The organism is Corynebacterium sp. CTNIH16, from assembly GCF_032821655.1.
GTDB lineage: Bacteria > Actinomycetota > Actinomycetes > Mycobacteriales > Mycobacteriaceae > Corynebacterium > Corynebacterium marquesiae.
On the sequence record NZ_JAVBIG010000018.1, the window covers coordinates 1 to 23,219 of the forward strand.

24 protein-coding genes and 1 other RNA gene are annotated in these 23,219 nt (G+C 58.0%); 18 read left to right on the forward strand and 7 right to left on the reverse strand.

From position 1 onward, the window contains the following. Positions 1 to 83: 83 nt before the first annotated feature. The 3 genes from RAE04_RS11020 to RAE04_RS11030 form a co-directional block, all read right to left on the reverse strand. Positions 84 to 1,493, reverse strand: a complete 1,410-nt coding sequence (locus RAE04_RS11020; RefSeq protein WP_317027402.1) for a hypothetical protein — start codon at positions 1,491 to 1,493, stop codon at positions 84 to 86. Continuing rightward, positions 1,490 to 1,717, reverse strand: a complete 228-nt coding sequence (locus RAE04_RS11025; RefSeq protein ID WP_150850480.1) for a helix-turn-helix transcriptional regulator — start codon at positions 1,715 to 1,717, stop codon at positions 1,490 to 1,492. Before RAE04_RS11025 ends, RAE04_RS11020 begins: the two co-directional genes overlap by 4 nt. A 141-nt stretch (positions 1,718 to 1,858) precedes the next feature. Then, a complete protein-coding gene (locus RAE04_RS11030; RefSeq protein WP_141759381.1) occupies positions 1,859 to 2,344 on the reverse strand; it encodes a hypothetical protein in 486 nt (161 codons plus the stop codon). 56 nt (positions 2,345 to 2,400) lie between these two features. On the opposite strand from RAE04_RS11030, the gene RAE04_RS11035 reads away from it, so the two are divergent. From RAE04_RS11035 to RAE04_RS11075, 9 genes are all read left to right on the forward strand, one after another. Then, positions 2,401 to 3,633: a tyrosine-type recombinase/integrase gene (locus tag RAE04_RS11035; protein WP_246819290.1), complete on the forward strand. Its 1,233-nt coding sequence runs from the start codon at positions 2,401 to 2,403 to the stop codon at positions 3,631 to 3,633. A gap of 297 nt (positions 3,634 to 3,930) precedes the next feature. Next, positions 3,931 to 4,806, forward strand: a complete 876-nt coding sequence (locus RAE04_RS11040) for an ABC transporter substrate-binding protein (protein WP_049378786.1) — start codon at positions 3,931 to 3,933, stop codon at positions 4,804 to 4,806. 29 nt (positions 4,807 to 4,835) lie between these two features. Next, the gene (locus RAE04_RS11045; protein WP_198492686.1) at positions 4,836 to 5,768 is read left to right on the forward strand and encodes a FecCD family ABC transporter permease; all 933 of its coding nucleotides are present in this window, start codon (positions 4,836 to 4,838) and stop codon (positions 5,766 to 5,768) included. After that, positions 5,758 to 6,741: a FecCD family ABC transporter permease gene (locus RAE04_RS11050; protein WP_049378788.1), complete on the forward strand. Its 984-nt coding sequence runs from the start codon at positions 5,758 to 5,760 to the stop codon at positions 6,739 to 6,741. The genes RAE04_RS11045 and RAE04_RS11050 overlap by 11 nt, the downstream gene beginning before the upstream one ends. Before the next feature lie 2 nt (positions 6,742 to 6,743). Next, positions 6,744 to 7,556 carry an ABC transporter ATP-binding protein gene (locus tag RAE04_RS11055; RefSeq protein WP_049378789.1) on the forward strand — a complete coding sequence of 271 codons (813 nt, stop codon included), beginning with the start codon at positions 6,744 to 6,746 and terminating at the stop codon, positions 7,554 to 7,556. A 24-nt stretch (positions 7,557 to 7,580) separates the two neighbouring features. Next, a complete protein-coding gene (locus RAE04_RS11060) occupies positions 7,581 to 8,384 on the forward strand; it encodes a kinesin (RefSeq protein WP_317027403.1) in 804 nt (267 codons plus the stop codon). 167 nt (positions 8,385 to 8,551) lie between these two features. Then, the gene (locus tag RAE04_RS11065; RefSeq protein WP_317027404.1) at positions 8,552 to 9,700 is read left to right on the forward strand and encodes an ABC transporter permease; all 1,149 of its coding nucleotides are present in this window, start codon (positions 8,552 to 8,554) and stop codon (positions 9,698 to 9,700) included. After that, positions 9,697 to 10,371, forward strand: a complete 675-nt coding sequence (locus RAE04_RS11070; protein WP_317027405.1) for an ABC transporter ATP-binding protein — start codon at positions 9,697 to 9,699, stop codon at positions 10,369 to 10,371. The genes RAE04_RS11065 and RAE04_RS11070 overlap by 4 nt, the downstream gene beginning before the upstream one ends. A gap of 23 nt (positions 10,372 to 10,394) precedes the next feature. Then, a complete protein-coding gene (locus tag RAE04_RS11075) occupies positions 10,395 to 10,952 on the forward strand; it encodes a TetR/AcrR family transcriptional regulator (protein ID WP_317027406.1) in 558 nt (185 codons plus the stop codon). Here the strand turns inward: RAE04_RS11075 and RAE04_RS11080 are convergent. Continuing rightward, positions 10,949 to 11,389 carry a DUF1990 domain-containing protein gene (locus RAE04_RS11080; RefSeq protein WP_317027407.1) on the reverse strand — a complete coding sequence of 147 codons (441 nt, stop codon included), beginning with the start codon at positions 11,387 to 11,389 and terminating at the stop codon, positions 10,949 to 10,951. The two genes, RAE04_RS11075 and RAE04_RS11080, sit on opposite strands and share 4 nt — an antisense overlap. A 149-nt stretch (positions 11,390 to 11,538) precedes the next feature. Here RAE04_RS11080 and RAE04_RS11085 point away from each other — a divergent pair, with 149 nt between their 5' ends. The 3 genes from RAE04_RS11085 (at position 11,539) to feoB (ending at position 15,055) form a co-directional block, all read left to right on the forward strand. Then, positions 11,539 to 12,627 carry a S1 family peptidase gene (locus RAE04_RS11085; RefSeq protein WP_317027408.1) on the forward strand — a complete coding sequence of 363 codons (1,089 nt, stop codon included), beginning with the start codon at positions 11,539 to 11,541 and terminating at the stop codon, positions 12,625 to 12,627. 260 nt (positions 12,628 to 12,887) lie between these two features. After that, positions 12,888 to 13,133, forward strand: a complete 246-nt coding sequence (locus tag RAE04_RS11090) for a ferrous iron transport protein A (protein ID WP_287557511.1) — start codon at positions 12,888 to 12,890, stop codon at positions 13,131 to 13,133. Next, entirely contained in the window at positions 13,133 to 15,055 is a 1,923-nt protein-coding gene (gene feoB / locus RAE04_RS11095; protein WP_317027409.1) for a ferrous iron transport protein B, read from the forward strand. Before RAE04_RS11090 ends, feoB begins: the two co-directional genes overlap by 1 nt. 253 nt (positions 15,056 to 15,308) lie before the next feature. On the opposite strand, the gene hisN is transcribed toward feoB, so the two are convergent. Together hisN and RAE04_RS11105 are read right to left on the reverse strand one after the other, a co-directional pair. Then, positions 15,309 to 16,091 (reverse strand): histidinol-phosphatase, encoded by a 783-nt coding sequence (hisN, locus tag RAE04_RS11100; protein WP_317027410.1) that lies wholly within the window; start codon positions 16,089 to 16,091, stop codon positions 15,309 to 15,311. Beyond that, complete coding sequence (locus tag RAE04_RS11105) at positions 16,084 to 16,920, reverse strand: inositol monophosphatase family protein (protein WP_317027411.1); 837 nt, start codon at positions 16,918 to 16,920, stop codon at positions 16,084 to 16,086. The genes hisN and RAE04_RS11105 overlap by 8 nt, the downstream gene beginning before the upstream one ends. A gap of 60 nt (positions 16,921 to 16,980) precedes the next feature. On the opposite strand from RAE04_RS11105, the gene prfB reads away from it, so the two are divergent. After that, positions 16,981 to 18,084 carry a peptide chain release factor 2 gene (prfB, locus tag RAE04_RS11110; protein ID WP_239278781.1) on the forward strand — a complete coding sequence of 368 codons (1,104 nt, stop codon included), beginning with the start codon at positions 16,981 to 16,983 and terminating at the stop codon, positions 18,082 to 18,084. Positions 18,085 to 18,167: 83 nt separating this feature from the next. Here the strand turns inward: prfB and RAE04_RS11115 are convergent, their stop codons facing one another. Then, on the reverse strand, positions 18,168 to 19,787 hold the full coding sequence (locus RAE04_RS11115) for an AbgT family transporter (RefSeq protein ID WP_317027412.1): 1,620 nt from the start codon (positions 19,785 to 19,787) through the stop codon (positions 18,168 to 18,170). A 109-nt stretch (positions 19,788 to 19,896) separates the two neighbouring features. On the opposite strand from RAE04_RS11115, the gene ftsE reads away from it, so the two are divergent. The 5 genes from ftsE to ssrA all read left to right on the forward strand — a co-directional run bounded on the left by ftsE (position 19,897) and on the right by ssrA (position 22,825). Continuing rightward, complete coding sequence (gene ftsE / locus RAE04_RS11120) at positions 19,897 to 20,586, forward strand: cell division ATP-binding protein FtsE (protein WP_317027413.1); 690 nt, start codon at positions 19,897 to 19,899, stop codon at positions 20,584 to 20,586. Further along, positions 20,583 to 21,485 carry a permease-like cell division protein FtsX gene (gene ftsX, locus RAE04_RS11125; protein ID WP_317027414.1) on the forward strand — a complete coding sequence of 301 codons (903 nt, stop codon included), beginning with the start codon at positions 20,583 to 20,585 and terminating at the stop codon, positions 21,483 to 21,485. The genes ftsE and ftsX overlap by 4 nt, the downstream gene beginning before the upstream one ends. Positions 21,486 to 21,529: 44 nt before the next feature. Then, positions 21,530 to 22,033, forward strand: a complete 504-nt coding sequence (gene smpB, locus RAE04_RS11130; RefSeq protein WP_005322310.1) for an SsrA-binding protein SmpB — start codon at positions 21,530 to 21,532, stop codon at positions 22,031 to 22,033. Beyond that, positions 22,026 to 22,382, forward strand: coding sequence for a DUF488 domain-containing protein (locus tag RAE04_RS11135; RefSeq protein ID WP_239273506.1), 357 nt, complete (start codon positions 22,026 to 22,028; stop codon positions 22,380 to 22,382). Before smpB ends, RAE04_RS11135 begins: the two co-directional genes overlap by 8 nt. 62 nt (positions 22,383 to 22,444) lie before the next feature. Further along, positions 22,445 to 22,825, forward strand: a transfer-messenger RNA (tmRNA) gene (gene ssrA, locus RAE04_RS11140). The last annotated feature ends 394 nt before the right edge of the window (positions 22,826 to 23,219 follow it).

Sequence of the window (23,219 nt, forward strand, 5' to 3'; positions counted from 1 at the left end):
GCAGACGGCACTCCTGGTGCAACCTTCTAGCCCCCGATGACTTCGAAGCGCTTAATTCAGCTACACTGACCCAAGCAGCATAGCTAACCCCCGACGTGTCTACTTTCCGGGGGCCAGGCCCCATGGTCTAAAAACGGTTCAGGGTCCGTCAACCGCACGAGACCACGAAAGTTGATGAGGAAGTCCTTCAACGCCTTGTCGCCCATGTAACGCATGATTCCGTCGCGGACAGCACTGGCACCCGCACCCGAAAGGGTGACAGGCGGAACGATGTTGAGACCCCACAGCAACGCCAGGTACTCAACAACGATGACAGCGTCATTCACCCCATATTCGAGGAACGTCGTCAGATCGTCACGACGCATTGAGGTCATATTCTCGATTGAGGAACCAACATCAAGCTTGGGAACACCGCAAACATCGCCAAGAGCAGCGAGACTCTTATGACCGGGTGCAGCCTGACACATCGTGTCACGAACGGTCACAGAGAACGGTAACCAGCGATAGCTGTTGGAGCCTTTGCCAGACTTGCGCATGAAGCGGGCAGGTTGCAGCGAAACTAAGCCCCCCGAAGCAGAGGTCACACGACGGAGGATGTCATAATGTTTTTCCCCACCATTGCGCTGCTCGGGAGGGCGGCGAAAAGCGGTCAGATCGGCGTTGCCGAAATGACACGCCAGGACGACGGCAATGCGAGCCTTGAACACCGCATCTCGCGTGGCGGAGTAGTCAAATTTCCCCAGAGGGTTGAGTTTCCTTACATCGCGGACGAGCACGCCACGAGGATCGATAGGCTCCCGAGAGGGTGACAGGACATGCAGACCAGCTGCAAGACTGACGATGTAGAGAGCATCCTCAAGGTAGATGCGATCACCCGCCAGAGGCAACACAACCACCTGTACGAGAACACCATCATCGAGAGCATCAGTACAGGCGAACTGATAGCTATCGATGACGCGCTTAGCGGGGTCATCTTCGCGGTAGGTGAACTCAGTATCAAACCCGATCACTTGAGCCCGGCGACCGCCACTACCCATCGACCTCACAGTTGGTAGCTGGCCGAAACTCTTAACATCGACACCGGCATCAACCCCTGCAACCGCAGCGGCTTCCACCGCTGCTGCTGCTGCGGAGTCACGGTGGCCGGAGTCACGATGGCCGGACTCTCCGGTCCGGCCATTCTGCCTCTCCCCTAGGGGTTTTTGGCCTGAATTGACATTAGGGTCTTGACCAGCAGGAACGTCCGCAGAACAGCCCGAAATCGTGGCTAAGGTCTCGGAGACCTTAGCCACAGATCGAGGTTCACGACGTACCAAAACAGTGAAGTACGACGGGGCAGAACGCCCAGGAACGTCGACGGAAGTGTCGACGAGGCGTGACTGCCACTCGGTGCCATTCACGCCAAGCTCGATGAGTTCATGCTCGTGACGCACCGTGTCGGGCGCGTCCTTGGGGGAGATCTCTATGCTCCACGCCTCGTTCGCTGTTGTCATGGCTTCTCACCACCGACAACATGCTCATCTAGCCACGCCTCAATATCAGCGATTCTGTAGACGACGAGGTTGGTACCCACGCTGGCGTATCTGGGCCCTTTGCCCTGAACACGCCAGTTGTTGAGAGTTTGAGGGGCAATTCCGATCAGGGATGCCGCTACCGAACTTTTAACCGCAATAGGCTCGGCATGATCGACCAGTTTTAAATTAGAAACGCCTTTCAAGGTTTGCTCCAGACATGCTGAAAGGGCCCCGGCCTAGCGGTTATCCGCTTTGGGGGCCTGCATATCCGAGTTGCAAACCTTGGGTTCTTATTCTACCCGGTGCCTCGGTGGCCAACCGTCGCAGGTACGGCTGATTATATTTTAGCCTACTTGTGAGGGAAAATCAAAGACCGGCGGAAACATCGTAGCCACGACACTGTCCGGTACAGGGTCGATAAGATCCATCGTCAGTCCTTCACCTGCGGCGAAGCGTCGTCCTGCGTTAGGCCGATAAAAGGTGAACGGCAACGTTCGATCAGCTTCGTTCTCCAGAAACTCGAGTCGTGCCTGGAGGTGTTTGCGGACAGCGTGCAGACGCGGGTGTCGCTTCTGACGACCTTTCGTATCATTTTTCACAATGGGGTCCAGATACCTTAGTTCACGAGCTACCGCGCGGATTTCACAGTAGGTTTCAAGGGCGGTAAGCAAGAGCTGTGTGACCTCCTCGCGGGAAAGTGGGGGAGTGAACAATTCGCGAGCGTCAACATAAAGCGGGTGATTATCGTCAACCAACGTGCACAACACTTCCTGGCGTCTGCGCGCGACGTCATCGGTAGACCAAATTGGAAGACGTTCTGAAGGATCCATACCAGCAATGATAACAAATTCGAACCTATTGCAAAAGTGGGTCTATAGTGGTGTGTATGTCCAAGCAAATACGTGCCGCCAGAACGAAACTAAGCCTTGGGGAAGATTCCATCGACCGCGTCGTTGATGCTTTACCGCCGCGAGGTCCATACGAAGCGAAAATCACGGTCCGACTATGGGACGGAACGACTTACCGCCCGACAATCCGGGCAAGGACAAAGGGGGAATTCCGGCGAATTGCCGTCGAGAAGCGGGATAGCAAGCTCAACTCGACGTGGACCAATTGGGATAAGAGCAAGAACTTCTCGGCGTTCATTACCGACGTCTCTAAGCCGGCCATCCGGGCGGCACGTCTGCGACCGAACACGCGCGCCCGGTATGAGCTCGCATTAAAGCAGGCCGAAGCACAGCTAGGAAAACACGCCATTGGCGAAGCTGTGAAATTCCGAACTCTCGAACACGCATTGCAGGCCATCGCCACCGCAAACGGGTCGGAATCTGCACGGCAGGCCCGCACCGTCGTGAGCAAGTACATTCTGGATCAGCTCATCCGCGAGGGTGTTATCGACCACAACCCGTTACGCGGAATCAGCATCGACCTCGGCGAGGTCAAGAAGGGCAATAAACCACAAGGTGGTCACGCCCTGACGAACGCCCAATACGACGCCGTTGTAGACCATCTCATTGCACGCGATACCGCCAGACCGTTACCACCGGGCACGGACAGACGAGCAAGCTCCATCGCAAAACATGACAACGTGGTCGCGCTGGCACTACTGCAAGCGGGGACGGGACTTCGCATCTCCGAGGCACTGGCAGTGACGAGGCATTCTGTAAAAGTCGCTAATGGGCAGATCGCTATCAGCATTACATCTGAGCAATCCAAAACGCACAGAGGCCGTTCTATCCCGTTCCTGGACAAGCGTGTCGAAAAGTTCTGGTTAAACCGGCTCGACGGACTAGAAACGACCGATCCACTGATCCCTTCGCCAGGAGACAAGAAGGCGCACTGGCGCACCGACAACGCCGTGAAAGCGTCAGCGGCTCTGTTTAAAGATGTTGGCGCGCAGCTCCAGGACAACCACATCGCTTTAATGAGATCCCATGACTGGCGCACGGTGCTCAATAACCGGGCCATCGCGCGAGGGGTACCCGCCCAGGTGCGTGCAGCCTATTTCGGGCATGACGTCGACGTGAACGCGCGCAACTACACGGATTGGACTGATGTAGACGCTATGCGGGGCGCCTTGAATCTCGGTGAAGAAAGTGGGACTCAAAACGGGACTTAAGAGTTGGTAATCTGCGGTAAAGACCAGTAGGCGCCAGTATACTGATACCTCTCTAAACAGCAGGTAAAAGGGCAATAACTGCAGGTGGCTCGAACATGAGGGTGAGAACCCAGAGGTCGTAGGTTCGAATCCTGCCCCCGCTACCAACTTCCAGGCCCTCATCGGTTCGCCGGTGAGGGTCATTTTTTATTTTTGCTTACTGGGCGGATTCTAGCGGACGTGCGGCAACATGGTCCGTATCGGGAACGTGGCAATCAGACCCTAGACAGCAAACCCTCACCTGAGTAAGGTAAGGCTATGCAAAAGAAAGACTTCATGAATGTGCGTGCAGTTATCGCACTCGTAGCCACCCTAGCCCTAGGCGCAGGCCTTGTTGCGTGTTCTTCTGATTCTTCTTCTAAGGAAGGAAACGGAGAAAAGAAGATCGAGCGAGTTGTGGCGCTTGATTGGCGCTACGAGGAAATTCTCAAGGCCCTCGATGTGGACCCAGTGGGAACCGTGGAAATCGGTAAGTCGGAGGCACCGACCACTTTGAAAGAGCAGCTGGGGCAGGCAACCTCTGTGGGCCAAGCCAAGCAGCCGAACCTAGAAGTTATCCAGTCTTTGGAACCAGATCTGATTTTGGCTAGCCCTACCCGTCAAGCCGATATCATGCCGCAGCTGGAAGAGATTGCGCAGACCGAATCCTACCCAGATGAGACTTACTTGGACGTGCTGGACTCGATGGATGAGATCGCGGCCAAGCTAGGTAAAGAGGAAAAGGCCAAAGAAGTCCGTCAGCGCATCGAGGACAAGATTGCTCGTACCAAGGACGCGGTAAAGCCGGGCAGCCGTGCTGTTGTGGCTGGGTGGTCCAGTGAGATGCTCTATACCTGGGTCAACCCTTCCTTCCCCCAGTCGCTACTGAGCGAGGTGGGCTATGATTATGCTTTCGAAGGTGAGAAGTCATCCATCGAATCTAAGACTGATGTAGCGGAACTGACCGGCGATAAGCTCCCTGGTATGAAGGCTGACCGAGTCTTTATGTACAAGGACGTCGATGCGTTTAAAAAGACGCCCTATGCCAAGGGCAGCGGCGACATCGTAGAGGTGGACCAAGATATCTGGTCGCGCGCCCGCGGGCCGCTTTCCGCCGAGCATATGCTCGATGACATGATCGCCGCTGAAAAGTAGTGGCACCTCGAACTAAAGCCAGCGTCTGCTTGGTCCTTGCAACCGCTGCCGCTGCCTTTGTGTGGTGGTGGCGGCTCCGCCATGTTCAGGTGCCAGTTGATACCCCGTGGTTAGAAGAAGAGCTGCATAGCGTGGCTTTTGACCGTCTCCTTGCTACCACGGTGGTCGGTATTGCACTAGGTGTAGGTGGGTTATTGCTGCGCACGGCAACCGCGAATCCGCTTGCCGATCCGTCCATCACTGGTGTGAACTCCGGTGCGGCACTCGGTGCAGTCGCAACCGCAATGTTTTTAGGAAGCGAAACCTCGAGCGTTGACCAGCTGCCCGGTGCGCTGCTGGGTGCGGGGATTGCTGTGGGGGTGACGGTGGGCGTCGGCAAGAGCGGTGCGATCCAGCGCATGGTACTCGTTGGCGTTGCCGTTTCCGCACTGTGTAGCGCCTTGACCTCCATTTTCTTGGTGATAGATGAAGCTCAGCTGGCTACGGTGATGTCGTGGCTTTCTGGCCGGCTTGCCGGTGTGCGCTTGGACGATATTGTGCCGGCGCTGATTGCCGTGCTGGTCGTGGTTCCCTTGACCTTAGTCGGTGCAAAAACGCTGGACTTGCTCGTAGCAGGCGATGCCATGGCCGGTGCTGTCGGCGCGAAGCCGGAGCGCATTCGGTTGGCTGCCATTGTGGCGGCGGTAGTGCTTATTGCTCCGGCCGTAGCTGCAACTGGGCCGATTGGCTTCTTAGGGTTGATGGCCGCGGCCGTAGCGTGGCGGGTGTGCGGCCCGCACCACCGCATGGGGCTGTGCGTGGCTGGAATTGTTGGAGCAGCGGTGCTTTTGGTGGCTGATTCGGTTGGCCAGGGAATCTGGGCACCGGCCGAGACCCCAGTGGGCATCGTGACTTCTTTGGCTGGCATGCCATTAGTGTTGTGGTCCGTCCATGCGCTGGGGAGGAGGAAGCATGCGGCATAAGAGATTTGTTGGGGTGCTAGTAGGTCTCATCCTGGCGTTGGCGTTGAGCGCAATCATCGGCATGGGCGTCGGTGCGGTGATGAAACCGCCGGGCGAGGTGATCACCGCCTTCGTTACCGGAGAGCCGCTCATCTGGAAGTACCGCGCGCCGCGGATCTTGGTGGGAATCTGCGCCGGTATTGCCATGGCCGTTTCTGGCTGTCTATTGCAGTCCGCGCTACGCAATCCTTTGGCCGCACCAGATACGGTGGGTATTACCTCCGGCGGCGGACTCGCGGCCGTTGCGGTACTCATGGGATCAGGCGCCCTGCCGGCCCACCTGCTGACTTTCATAGCCTTTATTGGAGCGTTGGCTGGAACTGGGCTGGTTCTTCTCCTCGCCGGGCGCGGGGCAAGCGATCCGGTGCGCCTGCCCCTTACCGGGGTGGCGGTATCTTTTGGGCTGGGCGCCATCACCGAATTGCTCCTGGTGCGGTCTGCCCCAGAGGCAGGAGCGGCCATGACATGGTTGAAAGGTTCGCTTTACGCCCGCTCGCTTGGCGATGCCACCATTGTCGCCCCCTTTATCCTTCTCGCCCTAACCGCCGCGATGGTGGTGGCAAAACACCTGGATATGCTCGCGCTGGATGATTCCACCATGGCCGGCATCGGCGTGAGCACCAAGATATGGCGACTAATAGCAGTAGCCTTAGCCGTCATCCTCGGCGCAGCGGGAGTCGCCGCCGCCGGGGTCTTGGGCTTCGCCGGACTCATCGTCCCCCATGCTGCTCGCTTGGTTGTTGGCGCGAACCTGCGCTGGCAAATACCCGTGGCAGCCCTAGGCGGCGCGGTCCTTGTGACCGCATGCGATACGCTCGGTCGCTGGGCTTTCGCCCCCACGGAAATCCCCGTTGGCGCGCTCATCGCGCTGATCGGTGCACCGTATTTCATTTTCCTATTGACTCGACTGACCCGAGTGCGAAACGGAGGCTAGACATGACACTGACGTGCAGCGGATTAACCGTGGGCTACGGTGGACCCGATGTGGTCAAGGACGTAAATCTTCATTTATCCAGAGGTCAAGTAACCGCTCTGATCGGGCCGAATGGCTGTGGCAAATCGACGCTTCTCAAGACATTGGGCCGCCAACTTACGCCCAGCGCAGGCGCGGTGCACCTCGCGGACCAAAATATCAGCAAGTATTCCTCGCGTGCCTTTGCCCGTGAAGTTTCTTTTCTGCCACAACATCCCGTGGCTCCGGAAGGGGTATTAGTGCGTGACGTCATCGGTTACGGCCGATATCCCTATACAGGGGCGCTAGCGACGATGCGGGCCGGAGATCATGCAGCGGTTGAGCGTGCTGCCTCGCGTGCTGGGGTGAGCGAGCTTCTCGACGCCCCCGCGGCAGATCTTTCCGGTGGTCAGCGCCAGCGCGTCTTCCTCGCTATGACTTTGGCCCAAGAAACGCCAATTACCTTGCTTGATGAGCCGACTACTTACCTCGATCCCGCGCACCAATTGTCCATTTTGGATCTGATTCGAGATCTCAATGGCACCGGGGTCACAGTGGTCATGGTGGTCCACGATATGGTCCATGCCGCGCGTTACGCCGATAGAATCGTAGCCATGCGTGAGGGACGCATTGTGGCCGAAGGGGCCACCGAGGAGGTGATGACTGCTGAACTCGTACGCGAAACCTTCCATGTTGAGTGTTTAGAGATGACTGATCCCTCCACCGGTCGACGCTTTCCCATACCCATTTCCGTGCACGCTCCTGAATTTTCTGGAACCCTAGAAGGAAGAAGATAAATCTATTTAAAGGAGTACGTAGCAATGGCAAACGAACTAGGCCACGAGGTCGACTTGGACCGCAACGAATACAAGTACCTAGCATCTAAAGACACCGCGTCTTCGGCAGCTAAATCTGACAAGTCCTCGCAGTCCGCTGCAGCTGCAGCTGGTGCCGCAGGTGCAGCCGGCCTGTCCAAGCCGGTCGGAAAGCCGTCTGCGGACGGAGATGAGTCCACCGCAAGCAAGTATGAACCGCAGAACCACGTTGTCGCTGGAGCGGAGGAAGAACATGTGGCTAAAGCTGCCGAGCAGCCGGACCTGCAGGAGAAGCTGGATGAGAACAACGCTGACTACGCGCCGAGCCAGCACATCGTAGGTGAGGCGAAGGAAGAGCACATTGGTTCCGCCCCGCAGCAGCCAGATCTGCAGGAGAAGCTGGACGAGGATAACTCGGATTACGCGCCCAGCCAGCACATCGTAGGTGAGGCGAAGGAAGAGCACATTGGCTCGGCCCCGCAGCAGCCGAACATTGACCTAGAAGCCTCTGGCGAGACCCCAACCTCTGTCAATGATCTGGATGTAGATCCAGAGATGTCTGGTGAGGACCGTGACAAGGCGGATGACGTTACTGGCGAGGCAGGCAATGAACGTTTGGATAATCTAAAAGATAAGGCATCGGAGGCGGGTAGCGCCGTAGGTGGTGCCTTCCAGCGTGCGAAGGGATTCGTGGAAGACAAGGCTCACGAATACCAAGAGGAGACCACAAAGAAGGGCGGCTTCTTTGACCGCGTCAAGGGAGCCGTCCGTGATGCTCGTGAATCCATCGAGGACAAGCGCAAGAATTAGCTCCCTGCGTCCTTCGCAATAATTGGCCGTCTCCCTGCAGGGAGACGGCTTTTTTAATCGGATTATACTTAAGAACAATGTGTCGCTACGATGGAAACACGGCGTTGCTAAGAATGTGGAATGGCAGGTAACGTCGCAGTTCAATACTCGATCCAGAAAGCTTCACTATGTATCTAGCTTGGCGTGAAATGCTCTTCGCGCGTACTCGCTTTCTTTTAATGGGCGTCGTTTTGGCGCTCATGTCCATGTTGGTAGTGATCATCTCCGGTTTGACCGCGGGGTTGGTCAATGATGGCGTATCCGGGCTTAAAGCTATGGATAGTGATGTCATCGCCTTCGCAGACGGCACCCAAACTGACTCGGCATTCACTCGCTCAATCGTCGATAGTGCGGAGACAGAAAAGTTCTCCCAACTCGATGGAATAGAAGAAGCAGCACCTTTGGGTCTGACCATTGCCAATGCGCGTAATCAAGACGGAAAAGCAGTGGATTTGACCCTTCTCGGCGTGGAACCGGATTCCTTTGTGGCCCCAGAGGGCCTGCCCGAGATTAAAACTAACCGAAAAGCGGGAGAGCCGTCTGAGACGGAGCACGATGTCGTGGTTTCTTCCACCCTGGTGGACGAGGGGATTGCGGTTGGGGACACCATCACTATCGATCGTCTAGAGACCCCACTCCACGTGGTGGGTTCTACTGACGGCCAACGTACCTTTGGCCATGTAGATATGGCGTACCTTCCGCTTGATGTGTGGCAAGAAATCCATGCTGGTGGTCGACATGGCGAGGCGGTTAGTCCGGAATCCTATGAGGAAATTTCGGTGATTGCCGCGCGCACGCAGGAGAAGCCGGATACGGATACCCTTTCAAACGAATCGGGGCTCGATGTCCGCTCACTGGAAGAGAGCTTTGACTCTTCACCCGGCTATACCGCAGAAATGATGACGCTTTCCATGATCAAGTGGTTCCTGTATATTATTGCTGCCCTTGTAACCGGGGCATTCTTCCTGGTGTGGACTATCCAGCGCGCTGGAGATATAGCTACGCTGCGTGCAATAGGTGCCACCAAGGGGTTCTTGTTGCGAGACAGCTTGGGTCAAGTTGTAGTCATCCTCGCCGCATCGATCGTTGTTGGTGCACTCATTGCAGTCGGGCTTGGAAGCTTGCTTGAAAATACAGCTATGCCCTATGCCACCGAGCTGGGATCGGTAATCGGTGGTGGCATAATTCTCTTTATCGCGGGGCTTATCGGCGCACTTATTGCCGTGATACGCGTTACTCGAACCAACCCACTTGCAGCCCTAGGAGAGAATAGATGAGTTCAGCCTTAGAAATGAAAAACGTAACTGTGCAATACAGCGATGGCGATTCAAAAGTGACCGCGCTCGACAGCGTTAGCTTGAGCGTTGAGCCCGGCGAGTTTGTTGCAGTGGTAGGGCCGTCCGGTTCGGGTAAGTCCACGCTCTTGGCGGTTGCTGGGGCTCTGACTACTCCAGACTCCGGGCAGGTCCTAGTCAGCGGACGTGATATCGCGCAGTTAGGGGACACAGATCTGGCCCAGATCCGGCGCGAGCATATCGGGTTCGTGTTCCAGTCCTCCGGAAACCTGCCCTCCGCACTCACGGCGGAGCAACAGCTGGAGTTGGCAGCAAAGGTGGTAGGAAAATCGGGTCGGTACTCCAATAGTGAGTTGCTAGAAAAGGTGGGCATGGGGCACCGTGCCCAGCATCGGCCAGCTAGTTTGTCTGGCGGCGAGCGCCAGCGCGTAGGCATCGCCCGCGCCCTAGTTGGTGATCCACAGGTGCTGCTTGTCGACGAACCCACGGCCGCCCTCGACCGCAGTCGTTCCCAGGAAATCGTGGAATTGCTGGCGCATGAGTGCCACGAATTTAATGTGGCTGGTGTCATGGTCACTCACGACCACGAGGTCCTAGACCATTGTGACAAGGTCTATGAGATGGTTGACGGTCGCTTGCATGTGGCTGTCTAGCGCTCGCGCGTAAACTACAGTGCATGCCTAGGATTACGGAAATGACGGTGGCTGAGCACCGCGCGGTACAGCACCGGGCGGTGCTGGAGGCCGCGGAAAAACTGATCCTCGCCAATAATGGAGCGGTCCCCTCCCTGGCGGATATTGCTTCTGAAGTGGGGTTGGCCCGGCCTAGCATTTACCGCTATGTCTCCTCCCAGCACGATCTTATGGTTCAACTATTAGTGCAAGCCACCCAGAGCTGGAATGAACAGCTCAGGGGTGAGGTTGCTGCGGCCCCACCAGAACCACACCAGAGGATTTGTGCCTACGTGGATGCGATGCTGGACCTTTTTACCCGGGGGTCTCATGGGGCTTTGATGACAGCAGCGAAGCATTTTCCGCAGGCCTTTGCAGATGAAGAAGTCCAGACAGCCCACGCTGGCTTTCAAGAGATAGCCGATGAGTTCTGTCCGGGTGTCTCGGCGGGCGATATTTCTTTGCTCAATGCCGCCATTATGCGGGCCGCGGAGTGGCCGGCCGAGCTTGAGCATTCCACCGCTACACTGCACAAGATGGCTACGGCTATCGTTTCCGGTTAGTCCAGTGCGTGGAGGTAGAGCCGGCTAATCAGCAGGCGCCGCGGCACGTCCACAAGGGGGCGCAGGAAGGGGAGGAATGGCTCGGAGGCGGCGTCGATAAGCAGCAGTGTGCGGCCATCGCGCAGGCGCTCAAGGGTGAAGGTTTCTTCGCCGCGCTCGAGGTGCCCGGGGAGGGTGCCATAAGTGAACCCGCAGCGGCCGTCCTCATGGAAGACATTGACTACTCGGCAACGAAAATTCCATGGACCCAAGCCGAGGGTGACCTCCGCACCGAGCTCCACCACCTCATGGGTGGGGCGCACGCGGAAAAGGCCGCTGCGTTGTATTGACCAGCGGAAAAGCCGGTGTGCGGCGGTATCAAAATCAGCGTCGATGACTCGTGACATGTGCAGCTGCGGAAAGCCAGAAGTATCGGAATAAGACAGCGGTGTGACCATGCGCCCGATGATAGGGGAGGGGTGATCACCCCCGAATTCTGGAAGAAATATAACGGCTTGGACACAGTCACAGGAGTTTGCTGTTTCCACAATTTTTTCGTGCCAGTATCGAGCTTGCACGATGTTGACAACTGAAAGTAGGTACCTTGATGCTTCGCATTCCGCACCTTAAGAAAGTCCTGGTGGGCTCGGCTTTCGCTGGTGCGTTTTTCCTGGGATCCCCGGCCGCAGGCGCCCAGGAATTGCCCCAACCGGATTTCGATTCCGCAGGGATTATTGACCAGGTCCGAGATGGCCTGGCTGGGGTAGGCATCCAAACCCCGCAGGTGGATAAGAACGTCACCGACGCCGTAGATTCCTCTGTGCGCAACGCGCAGCAAGCCGTGCAGCACACGGCCCAGCAGGCGCAGTACGCGGAGCCGATGACCAACCCGAATCCCATCGGCCTAGCGGAGCAGGCCACCCAGCCGGAGTTTAAACCGAAGGGCACCAATCCGAACTACAAGTGGAAAAATGATGGATTTTCCAAGGTAGCTGCGGGCAAGCCACAGGCTGATTACGTGCTGCACCGCGTGCCAGGTTCCATGTTTGATGCCCCACGCATTCCAGAAGAGTCTGTTGCAGCCATGAATCAGGGTGAGTCCCTCTATGGTCCAGGCACCCCGCTCTACGTCAATGACAAGACGATGTGCACTCTGACCGTGGCAGGCAACGATAATGCCGGTCGCAAGGTGGGTCTGACCGCCGGACACTGCGGCAATGTAGGTGACCCAGTTACTTCTGCCGATTCGGAGCAGATCGGCCCGACGGGCACCGTGGTGTCCAAGAATGAGGACTTGGACTATGCCGTTATTGAGTTTGGTTCCAAGGCAAAGGTGTCCCGTTCCTATAATGGCGTGACCGTGAATCAGTTGGGCGGTGGCGTCAAGCCAGGGCAGCAGGCCTGCAAGCAGGGCGTTGCCACCGGCAAGACCTGTGGCATTACCTATCAGCAGGCAAAGAAGATTCAGGTAAATCAAGTCTGCGCCATGATGGGTGATTCTGGTGCGCCATTGCTCGTCAATGGCCGACTCATTGGCTCCATTTCCGGTGGATTCCTGCCGGTCAATTTCCCGTGCCGTACCCCGTTGCAGGGGCCGGTGCATAACCCGACTGCTGCCACCAATATGGATGCGGTCTTGGCGGATATGAACCGCCGCGGCGGTGTAGGCGCTGGTTTTACTCTGCCACAAGACTAGCCGCGCCTAACCCTTTGCCCGCTCCCGCTGCTGCAGGGAGCGGGCGTTTTTGCTTATGACTAGTGCCGATAATCACAGTCAATCGGCCCTTGTGTGAAAAGCTTAGGCGGACTAAGGTTAACCTTATCCAGTAGCTACTTAGGTGTGGCTAATATCACCGGCATGGTCCGGTCAGAGAGAACCGAGGTAACCGCGCGATGTTGCAGCTGTCCTTATTGTCCCGCACCCGGCGCAAACCGGGGTGTGAAAAATCCGAGTGTATGCGCGCCGATCAGGCACCGGTGGACGCTTTGGTGGAACTTCCTGAGTGCTGCTTGCAGCACGCCATCGACGAGCAGCCGGCGTTGGCGCTGCGCTTGCGGGAATTAGGTTTCCGCCCAGGTGTGCGCGTACAGATCGGCCGCAAGGTAGCCGGCGGTGCGCGCCTAGTTACCGTGGGCACCGCCCACTATGCGGTGGATGTGGTTACCCTTCGCCAGCTCGAAGTCATCCCGGTCGCAGCATAATGGCACGAAAAACCGCCGCGCCGAGCTGCCACTCTACCTCCGCCATGCGCATTGCGAAGGAGGGAACGCCGGTCCTCGCATTGGTCGGGGCTCCAAATTCCGGCAAATCTACCTTGTTTAATGCGCTCACCGGAGCGAAGGTGCAAACCGGAAACTGGCCGGGTACCTCCGTTGAGATAAGCCGTGGCTTGTGGAATGCGCAGCCAGAGGCCTTTGACATCATTGATCTTCCCGGTGCCTATTCATTGGACCCAATGAGCCCGGACGAGGAATTTACCCGCGATATGCTCGTGGAGGCTCCGCCGTGTGAGCGCCCCGATGTGGTTGTGGTGTTGGTGGATGCTACTGCGCCGGCGCGCGGGCTGAACCTTGCCTTCCAGATCGCGGAGTACCCGTATCGGGTAGTGATTGGGGTGACCAAGGAGGACGTCGCCAAGCAGCAGGGCATAAGCATCGATACCTCCGCGCTATCGCGCGCCGTGGGCATGCCGGTGGTCAGCGTCAATGGTCGCCGCCGAGAAAAACTAGATGCGCTGGAGGGTGCCGTTGCAAAAGCAATGCAGACGGAGCCACAGACTATCCGGCCCAACGCAGAATTGGATCAACGCTTTGCGGATCTGGACGCCGCGGAAAAGGTTGCCGTTTCCAGGACGGACGTCGGCGAACCGCTTAGCCAGCGCGTGGACCGCGTGGTGCTGCACCCCGTGCTCGGCCCGATTCTATTTCTGGCGGTGATGTGGGCTGTCTTCTTCATTACCACTACGGTTGCGGGACCGCTGCAGGACGGCCTGGAGGCACTGATCACCGGTCCCGTCTCTGATGCCGTGCGCAGCCTCCTCCCAGACCACTGGTTGGTCTCGGGATTGCTGGTAGATGGCCTTATTGGGGGTGTGGGCATGGTGCTGACCTTTGCCCCGCTGCTGGCCCTGATGTTCCTGTGTCTAGCCGTGCTGGAGGATTCCGGTTATATGGCGCGCGCGGCCGTGGTCACTGACCGAGTTATGCGCGCCATTGGCCTACCGGGCAAGGCCTTTATCCCCATCGTGGTGGGCTATGGCTGCAATGTTCCGGCGATTTCGGCGACGCGCGTGCTTGGCGACGTCCGCCATCGCATTCTCACCTGCCTCCTTATTCCTTTCACCTCATGTTCGGCCCGGCTCATCGTGTTCATGATGCTGGCGCAGGTCTTTTTCCCCGCTCATGCTGGTTCCGCGGTATTCGCTATGTACGTGCTGTCTATCGCGCTGGTGGTGTTGGTAGGCCTCGCCTTGCGCCGTACGGTGTGGCGCGCCATGCCGGCCGAAGCCCTAGTTATCGATCTTCCGGCCTATCAGCTGCCCACCTTTGGCCTCACCGTGTCAGTGATGTGGGTGCGTCTGAAAGGCTTCTTGCATACCGCCGGCGGCATCATCGTAGCCACCGTGGTGGTCATCTGGTTGCTCATGTCCATCCCGGTTACCGGTGGGCACTCTTTCAACGAGGGTGCGGTACCGCCGGAGGATTCCGCCTATGGTGCGGTCTCAAAGGTGATGTCCCCGGTCTTTGCCCCGGCTGGCTTTGATTCTTGGTCTCTGACAGGCCCGTTGGTCACCGGATTCGTGGCCAAGGAGACTCTCATTTCTACCTGGGCGCAAACCTATGCGGTAGAAGACGTCACGGATGATGCCCCAGAAGAGCAAGCAGAATCCCCACTAGCTAGCCATATCCGCGCTGATTTTGATGCAGCCTCTGGCGGGCATGGGCTCGCGGCGGTATGGGCGTATATGGTCTTCCTCTTGGCCTATACCCCGTGCGTGGCCACGGTAGCCGCGCAGCGGCGGGAAATAGGCTGGAAATGGACGCTTATCGGTTTCGCCCTTCAGCTCGCCACCGCCTGGATCCTCGCGGTGGGAGTATTCCAGGTCCTCAAGGTCTTCCTATGAGCCCCACGGAGAAGGTTAAGGAGGCCATTAAACAGGGAAAATCCAACCCGGTCGAGATTGCAAAAGCTACTGGGTTAGGGCAGGGTACCGTGGAAATTATCCTCGCCCATCTCGAGCGCAGTGCGGAGCTGGTGCGCGAATCGCTCACCTCGTGCCCCACGGGCGGCTGCAGCAGTTGCGCGCAGGCGGGTGGGTGTTCCGGAGCGGCGGCGAAGCGCCGCGGTCCGGTGTTACTTCAGCTGCGGAGAAGACCCTAGCCTTGCAGCGCGGCTAGGGCGTGCTTGTGGAGCAGGCCGTTGGAGGCGACGCCGGACCCACCGTGCGGGCCGGGGTTTCCGTCCAGATCCGTGAAAGTGCCGCCGGCCTCGGTCACGATGAGGGAGGGCGCGGCGAGGTCCCACAAGGACACCTCGGGTTCGGCGGCGATGTCTACCGCGCCTTCGGCCACGAGGCAGTAGGACCAGAAATCACCATAGCCGCGCAGGCGCCAGGTCTTGTCCGTGAGTGCGAGGAACTTATCGCGCAGGCCGCGCTCGGCCCATCCGGTTAGCGAGCTCATGGCCAGCGAAGAATCGGCGAGCTTTTCCACGTGGGATACGCCCAAGCGCTTCGGCTCGCCGCCGAAAACGCGGAAGGCACCAGCGCCCTTGGCGGCGTACCAACGGCGGCGCAGGGCGGGTGCGGAAACCACCGAGACTACTGGTTCGCCATCTTCCAAAAGGGAGATGAGCGTGGCCCATACGGGGACGCCACGCACGAAGTTCTTGGTGCCGTCGATGGGATCGATGACCCACTGGCGGCCCTTATAGCAGGCCTCGCCGCCGTATTCCTCACCCAGCACTTCATCGCGCGGGCGGGAGCGCTTGAGGGATTCGCGGATTTGCTTCTCACAGGTGAGGTCCGCATCCGATACGGGGGACATATCTGGCTTTTCCTTGACGGAAAGGTCCGAGGCCTCGAAACGATGCATGGTCACTACATCGGCATGGCCCGCCAGCTCGAGCGCGAGGCCCAAGTCTTCTTTGAACTTACCCACGGAGCCAATCCTCCATCTGATCCACTACCTGTTTATTGCCAGCGAGACACCATTCGCCGCCGCCGGCTTCTACCTTGCGGGCAGCACCACCGGCCGCTTCCACGAGGGCTTTGCCGGGGAACCAATCCCAATCCGCTACCGAATGCTGCATCCATGCCCCCCATGTGCCATCGGCCACGGAGGACAGGTCAACAGAACCGGCACCGAGCATACGGACTGTAGCAAAGTTTTCCGCCACGCGCTGCCATGCCCCGCGGATATCCTCATCCGCCAGCGAGGTTGGGTGCAGATACGTGGATAGTGAAATCTGCTCGGCCGGCTTCTCCTGCAGGCGAGCTACTTCCTTGCCGTCGAGGGAAGTGGGGTAGTCCCGGCCACCGAACCAGGTGTACCCCATGGCAGGGCGGTGGACGGCGCCGAGGGTGATCCCCGTGGCGTCGGTAAGCGCCAAGGCAGAGCACCAATAATCGGAACCGGAGGAGAAATTGTAGGTGCCATCAACTGGGTCGATGACCCAGGCGCGCCCGGACTGGGACTCGCGGGCCGCACCCTCTTCGCCGAGGATGCCGTCTTCCGGGCGCACGGCTTCGAGCACGCCCGCGACGAAGCGCTCGGCCGCCCTGTCTGCATCCGTAACAACGTCCGAGATAGAAGTCTTGTGCTCTACGTCGACGCCCATCTCGCGCAAGCGCCAGGCCAGGCGGCCGGCGTTATAGACAAGGGCCTGCGCTAGGTGCGCATCCCCGTCATCCGCGTGCGCGACAATGAAGGTCTTGATGACCGCATCGATCATCTCCTGCAAGCTCGGCTTTTGATCCATGCCCACCATTGTCACCCTAAACGCGGCCGATGGCTAATTATGCCGGCCGGGTGGGTAGGATTAGGGCCTATGCGTCCCGAAGTAACAGCACGGCTCAAGCAATTGGAAACCACCCTGACCACCATTGAGAAGGTCATGGACCCGGAGGCTTTGGCTGCCCGCATTCGGGAACTAGAGGCCCAGGCCGGCGACCCGTCCTTGTGGGACGACCCCGCCCACGCGCAACAGGTCACCTCCGAGCTTTCTGCAGCGCAGGCTAAGGTCCGCAAGCTGGAATCGCTGCGCGGGCGCCTGGAGGACATGCCCGTGATGTACGAACTCGCGGAAGAAGAGGGGGATACCTCCCTGGCGGATGATGAGCTCGATTCCCTGGAATCTGCTATCGAATCGCTGGAGGTCACCACCATGCTTTCTGGTGAGTATGACCCGCGCGAGGCGGTTATTAATATCCGCTCTGGCGCCGGCGGTGTGGACGCGGCCGACTGGGCCGAAATGCTCATGCGCATGTATACGCGCTGGGCGGAAAAACACGGTCACAAGGTGGATGTCTATGACATCTCCTATGCGGAAGAAGCAGGCATCAAGTCTGCGACCTTTGTGGTCCACGGTGAATACATGTATGGCCAGCTCTCTGTGGAGCAGGGAGCACACCGCCTAGTGCGCATCTCCCCCTTTGATAATCAGGGCCGGCGCCAAACCTCCTTTGCCGAGGTGGAAGTCCTGCCGGTGGTGGAGCAGACCGACCACATCGATATCCCGGATAATGATGTGCGCGTTGATGTCTATCGCTCTTCTGGTCCGGGCGGCCAATCCGTCAATACCACCGACTCTGCGGTGCGCCTGACCCACATTCCCACCGGAATCGTGGTGACCTGCCAGAACGAAAAATCGCAGATTCAAAATAAGGCCTCGGCTATGCGCGTGTTGCAGGCGAAGCTGCTGGAGCGCAAGCGTCAGGAGGAACAGGCCGAGCTTGACGCGCTGGGCGCCGGTGGCAACGCCTCCTGGGGCAATCAGATGCGCTCCTACGTGCTGCACCCGTATCAGATGGTCAAAGACCTGCGCACCAATTTCGAGGTGGGCGATCCCTCCAAGGTGCTCGATGGCGATATCGATGGCTTCCTGGAATCTGGTATCCGCTGGCGCATGCAGCAACAAGAAGACCAAGCTTAGGTCCATACTGATCGGGCGGAATTGAACGCAAAAAGGCCGAACTGAGGAGCGAAAATCCTCAGTTCGGCCTGATCTCTATGGACCTAACCCACGTAGTCCATCGGTGCGCCCGGTCCCAGCGGGATGCCGATGAGATACCAAATGACAAAGAAGACGAACCAACCCACGATCATGCACAGAGAGTAAGGCAGGGCGAGCGACATCAAGGTACCCACACCCGCGTGCTTGTAGTAGCGCTGCAGGAAGGTCAGCGCCAAGGCGAAGTAGGGCGACATTGGGGTGATGATGTTCGTTGGGGAGTCACCGATACGGAAGAGCATCTGGGAAACCTCAGGTGACACGCCCACATACATCATCATCGGCACGATGACCGGGGCCATCAGCGCCCACTGGGCGGAACCGGAGGTGATGAAGAGGTTAAGCAGTGCGACCATGGCCACCAGTGCCGCAAACATGACTAGCGGCGGCAATGACCAGTGTTGGAGCAGTTCGGAACCCTTGATGGCGGTCCATACGCCCAAGTTCGACCATTCGAACCAGGCGAGGAACTGTGCCACCGCGAAGAAGAGGACCAGCATGGGGACAAGGGTCTCGATGCCCTTGGCCATAAACTCCGGTACATCAGCAAAAGACTTCACGGTGCCTGCCGCCAAGCCGTAGACGATGCCGCATACCAAGAAAGCCAGGGCAATCGGCACCGCGATGGCACTAATGAGTGGCGACTCCATGAAGCTATCCCCTTGGCTTGCCAGCGGGGAGCCAGGGATAAATAGCAGCGCAAAGAAGGCGGCAAGGAAGAGCGCGAGCGCGATGCCGGAAGCAACCAAACCGCGCTGTTCGTTGGGCTTGATGCGCATGGCCTCTTCATCATCGGTGAAGTCGTACTCCTCATTCTCCTCTGCATTCGCGCCGGCCCCACCGGCGGCCTTGGAAAAAGACACCTCTTCATAATTAATGTGGTCGTGGTCCACCAGCTCGCGGGCCTTTTTCACCATGAGGAATTCCGTGACCGCGGTAATGATGAGGGAGAGTACCACTGCGGATGGGATGACAAAGAAGATATTGGCCAGCGGGCTGACTTCATATTCTGGGTCCACAAACTGTGCGGCCGGGGTAGAAATGCCCGCCAGCAGGAGGTCGGTGATATTGAGAATCAGCGAGGCATTAAAGCCGGCTGACGATGCCGCAAAGGCCACCATCGCGCCCACGATGGGGGAGCGGCCCACGGCGTGGAAGGCCATTGCACCCAGCGGAATCAGAATGACGTAGATGGCGTCGGAGGCTACGGAGCCGGTCACGCCGGCCAGCGCCACAACGAAGGTCAGCATTTTCGCGCTGACCTTGGTCACCATCGCGCGCACCAACGCGGAAAGCAGGCCAGACTGCTCCGCCACGGCCACGCCGAGCATCACGGCAAGGATGACGCCGAGCGGCGGGAAGCTGGTGAAGTTCTCCACTGCATCAGTAACCATGCGCGAAATATTCTCGGTGGTCAGCAGGGATTCTACTTCGATGGTTTCGCCGGTCTTGGGGTCCTCTGCGGTCATGCCAATGAGGTGTCCTAGCCAAGAAGTCACAGCGACGATGGCTGCGAGGATAACGAAGAGCCAGAACGGATCCGGCAGTTTATTGCCAATCTTTTCTACAGTGCCCAGGAAGCCGCTTGCAGAACGTGGTTTTTCTTTGGTTTCGGTTTCGGCCATAGTATCGGCACTTTCTGTCGATTGGGTCGGAACAAATTAGTGTCTTAGACCACATTACTTAAATATAGTTCACAGCGCGGTGTCAACTTTGGTTGCTACAGTGATTCGCGTGATTAGATTCGATAACGTGACTAAGGCCTACTCCGCCGAGTCTCGCCCAGCGCTCGATGGGGTGTCTTTCGAGATTGCGGATGGTGAATTCGCTTTCCTCATCGGACCCTCCGGCTCCGGTAAGTCCACCTTCTTGGAGCTGATGGTGCGCTATAACAATGTCAGCAAGGGCGATATTTACTTCGACGATTTCCACGTCAATGAGCTTTCCGGCAAGCAAATCAACGCGCTACGCCAGTCCATTGGTTACGTCTTCCAGGATTTCCGCCTGCTCCCAAAGCTGACGGTGTATCAAAACGTGGCCTTTGCGCTGGAGGTGATTGGCAAGAGCAAGTACCGGATCTCTACCTCGGTCCCGCAGGTTTTGGACCTGGTCGGCCTAGAGGATCGCCGCGATGCGTATCCCCACGAGCTTTCCGGTGGCGAGCAGCAGCGCGTGGCTATTGCGCGCGCCGTGGTCAATCGGCCGAAGCTGCTGCTTGCCGACGAACCCACGGGCAACCTCGATCCCTCCACCGCCGACGAGATCATGGACCTGCTCCTAGGCATCAACCGCCGTGGCACCACCGTGGTCATGTCCACCCACAATGCCCGCGCCGTCAATAGGGCGCGCAAGCGTGTGCTGGAGCTGCGCAATGGAGTCCTCGTGCGCGACGAGCACGAGGCGATGTACGAGGGGGAAGCATGAAGCTAGGGTTTATTTTCCGCGAGGCTACCAAGGGTCTTGGCCGCAACCTGACCATGACCATCGCCATGATCATCACCACCGCCATTGCGGTGGGGCTCGTTGTCGCAGGCATTATGGTGACCAACCTGACCAAGGACACCAAGGATATCTATCTCGACCGCGTCGAGGTCATGGTCCAGCTCAATGAGGACATTTCCGCCGGCGACCCAGACTGTACGAGTCCGGCTTGCGCGGATATCAAGGATCAGTTGGAGGCGGATGATTCCGTCGAGTCCGTGGAATACCGCAACCGTGCAGAATCCTATGAGCGGTTCAAAGAACTTTTCCAAGACACCGATCCTGTGATGGTGGAGCAAACCTCACCTGATGCGCTGCCGGCTGCATTCCATGTGCGGCTTGCGGACCCAGAAGACGCCTCCGCCATCGATGCGATTCGGGATAACCCGGCGGTAGAGGACGTCGTCGATCAGCAGCAAGAGGTGCGCGATGCCGCAAGCAACCTGGATTCCATCCGCAATGCCACCTTCATCCTGGCCATCGTGATGTCCGTGGCGGCCATTTTCCTGGTGGCTAATATGGTGCAGATCGCCGCGTTCCACCGCACCCGCGAAACGGAAATCATGCGCATGGTGGGTGCAAGCCGGTGGATGACGCAGGCGCCGTTCGTGGTGGAAGCAGTGCTGGCCTCGCTTATCGGCGTGGTGTTAGGTGGTGCAGGTATCTTCCTAGGAAAATCCCAAGTGGTGGACCCATCCCTGCAGGGTCTTTATGAATCCCAGCTGCTTGCACCTATGAAGTCCGGCGACCTTTGGATTGCCCTGCCTCTCGTGGCCTTGCTGGCGCTGGTGGTCACGGCCGTCACGGCGCATATCACCCTGCGGTCCTATGTGCGCAAATAGCCCGTTTGCCGGGCCGGCTAAAAGGGCACTACACTGGCATTATTATGGCTAAGAAGGGCAAGAAGAATAAGAAGGCGGCGTCCGGCGAGGCAACACTCGCTACTAACCGCCGGGCCCGGCATGACTACAAGATCCTCGAGGAATACGAGTGTGGCATCGTCCTGCTCGGTACCGAGATCAAGTCCTTGCGGGAGGGAAAAATCTCGCTCAATGATGCCTTCGCCACCATCGACGATGGCGAGGTGTACCTGCGCAACCTCCATATTCCGGAGTATTCGATGGGTTCGTGGACGAACCATAGCCCGCGGCGCACCCGCAAGCTTTTGCTGCACCGCCGAGAGATCGACAAGCTTTATGGGCAGGTGCGCAATGGTAATAAGACCTTGGTTCCGCTCAAGGTCTACCTTAAAAACGGCTACGCCAAGCTCTCGCTGGCGTTGGCGCAAGGTAAACAAGACTACGATAAACGTGAGGATATTAAGCGCCGCGACCAAGACCGTGAAATCTCCCGCGAACTCGGCCGCCGCGTGAAGGGAATTAATGTTTAAAACTGCGAAAGTACATGACGTTGCCAAGGGCGAGGACACTATCCAGGGCACCGGAGTACTGGTAGACCGGATGTGGCCTCGGGGCGTTGCCAAGAGCGACCTTGCTTACGACGAATGGTTTAAAGACGTCGCACCCAGTCCCGAACTGCGCAAATGGTGGAACCACGACGAGGATAGCTTCGACGAGTTTGCCCGCCGCTACAAGGCTGAGCTCGATGACAACGATTCCGACGAGCTCACCCAACTGCTTGCGCTTTCCGACGCCACCCTGCTCTTCGCCGCATCCAGCCGCGAGATCAACCACGCAGTCGTTCTCAAAGAGTGGCTAGAAGAGCACTTGAGGAAATAAAAGCGAGTGGGGTAGTGTTGAACGAACTGTAGGGAAGATGCACTATCCCGTCCCTACAGCATGGGGTTGATTTGGTTTCGACTTCGTGCACTGCGCCAGGGGAAGCGTGCCGGTGCAGGCTAACGACCACCGTATAAGCGTCGTAGCAACCAATAAACGCAGAGAAGAACTCTCAGCGTGACTACGCCCTCGCTGCCTAATTACAGCGACGCGTGTCTGTCAGCCTAGGTTTCGTTCCTGACCTAGATCCTGGCATCGACTAAGGAACTAGCCGGCTGGTTGGGTCATCAGGACCAGTCGGGACTCTTACTGGTGACTGGGCCCATCATCCGGACGTGTTCGCCCGATCCGGAGGGCCGAGCAGAGATTCTGTGCGAACTGCGCACGGAGAAGCCCTGGCAAGGTGACGAAGGACCCGGGTTCAATTCCCGGCAGCTCCACCGGTAGGCCCCCGAGAAATCGGGGGTCTTTTTCTCGTTTTAATCCTGTTGGCGGATTCTAAGGGTCATCTTGCTTGTCCCCGTTCGCTCTTCCCATTCCCTTTTCGGGATCGCCCGCTCAGCCCGTTGTTGTTCGCAACAAAAGAGGACTGGCCCATCTGAGAAGCCGTTCAAACATGAGAGAAAGACATCTCGATTGCAGGATTCCCTGAGTTTTGGGAGTTGTGGCTCGCGCAAAGCAACTCAAAACCCTTCCACAATGCCCGTTATCCTGCGGGTTTGTGTTGTTTGGTTGTGGTGGGCTAGATTAATCCAAGTCGCCGCGAGGTAGCCGGTTGGTTACTTTGAAGCGAATTTTGTGCGGACTTGGTTCGATGATTTGACTTGGTTCATTTGG

What these genes read in the sequence shown, in the direction of transcription:
- RAE04_RS11020 (WP_317027402.1), bottom strand. Translation starts at nt 1,493, where the DNA reads ATGACAACAGCGAACGAGGCGTGGAGCATAGAGATCTCCCCCAAGGAC.
- RAE04_RS11030 (WP_141759381.1), bottom strand. Translation starts at nt 2,344, where the DNA reads ATGGATCCTTCAGAACGTCTTCCAATTTGGTCTACCGATGACGTCGCG.
- RAE04_RS11035 (WP_246819290.1), top strand. Translation starts at nt 2,401, where the DNA reads ATGTCCAAGCAAATACGTGCCGCCAGAACGAAACTAAGCCTTGGGGAA.
- RAE04_RS11040 (WP_049378786.1), top strand. Translation starts at nt 3,931, where the DNA reads ATGCAAAAGAAAGACTTCATGAATGTGCGTGCAGTTATCGCACTCGTA.
- RAE04_RS11050 (WP_049378788.1), top strand. Translation starts at nt 5,758, where the DNA reads ATGCGGCATAAGAGATTTGTTGGGGTGCTAGTAGGTCTCATCCTGGCG.
- RAE04_RS11055 (WP_049378789.1), top strand. Translation starts at nt 6,744, where the DNA reads ATGACACTGACGTGCAGCGGATTAACCGTGGGCTACGGTGGACCCGAT.
- RAE04_RS11060 (WP_317027403.1), top strand. Translation starts at nt 7,581, where the DNA reads ATGGCAAACGAACTAGGCCACGAGGTCGACTTGGACCGCAACGAATAC.
- RAE04_RS11065 (WP_317027404.1), top strand. Translation starts at nt 8,552, where the DNA reads ATGTATCTAGCTTGGCGTGAAATGCTCTTCGCGCGTACTCGCTTTCTT.
- RAE04_RS11070 (WP_317027405.1), top strand. Translation starts at nt 9,697, where the DNA reads ATGAGTTCAGCCTTAGAAATGAAAAACGTAACTGTGCAATACAGCGAT.
- RAE04_RS11075 (WP_317027406.1), top strand. Translation starts at nt 10,395, where the DNA reads ATGCCTAGGATTACGGAAATGACGGTGGCTGAGCACCGCGCGGTACAG.
- RAE04_RS11080 (WP_317027407.1), bottom strand. Translation starts at nt 11,389, where the DNA reads ATGGTCACACCGCTGTCTTATTCCGATACTTCTGGCTTTCCGCAGCTG.
- RAE04_RS11085 (WP_317027408.1), top strand. Translation starts at nt 11,539, where the DNA reads ATGCTTCGCATTCCGCACCTTAAGAAAGTCCTGGTGGGCTCGGCTTTC.
- RAE04_RS11090 (WP_287557511.1), top strand. Translation starts at nt 12,888, where the DNA reads ATGCGCGCCGATCAGGCACCGGTGGACGCTTTGGTGGAACTTCCTGAG.
- feoB (WP_317027409.1), top strand. Translation starts at nt 13,133, where the DNA reads ATGGCACGAAAAACCGCCGCGCCGAGCTGCCACTCTACCTCCGCCATG.
- RAE04_RS11105 (WP_317027411.1), bottom strand. Translation starts at nt 16,920, where the DNA reads ATGGTGGGCATGGATCAAAAGCCGAGCTTGCAGGAGATGATCGATGCG.
- prfB (WP_239278781.1), top strand. Translation starts at nt 16,981, where the DNA reads ATGCGTCCCGAAGTAACAGCACGGCTCAAGCAATTGGAAACCACCCTG.
- RAE04_RS11115 (WP_317027412.1), bottom strand. Translation starts at nt 19,787, where the DNA reads ATGGCCGAAACCGAAACCAAAGAAAAACCACGTTCTGCAAGCGGCTTC.
- ftsX (WP_317027414.1), top strand. Translation starts at nt 20,583, where the DNA reads ATGAAGCTAGGGTTTATTTTCCGCGAGGCTACCAAGGGTCTTGGCCGC.
- smpB (WP_005322310.1), top strand. Translation starts at nt 21,530, where the DNA reads ATGGCTAAGAAGGGCAAGAAGAATAAGAAGGCGGCGTCCGGCGAGGCA.
- RAE04_RS11135 (WP_239273506.1), top strand. Translation starts at nt 22,026, where the DNA reads ATGTTTAAAACTGCGAAAGTACATGACGTTGCCAAGGGCGAGGACACT.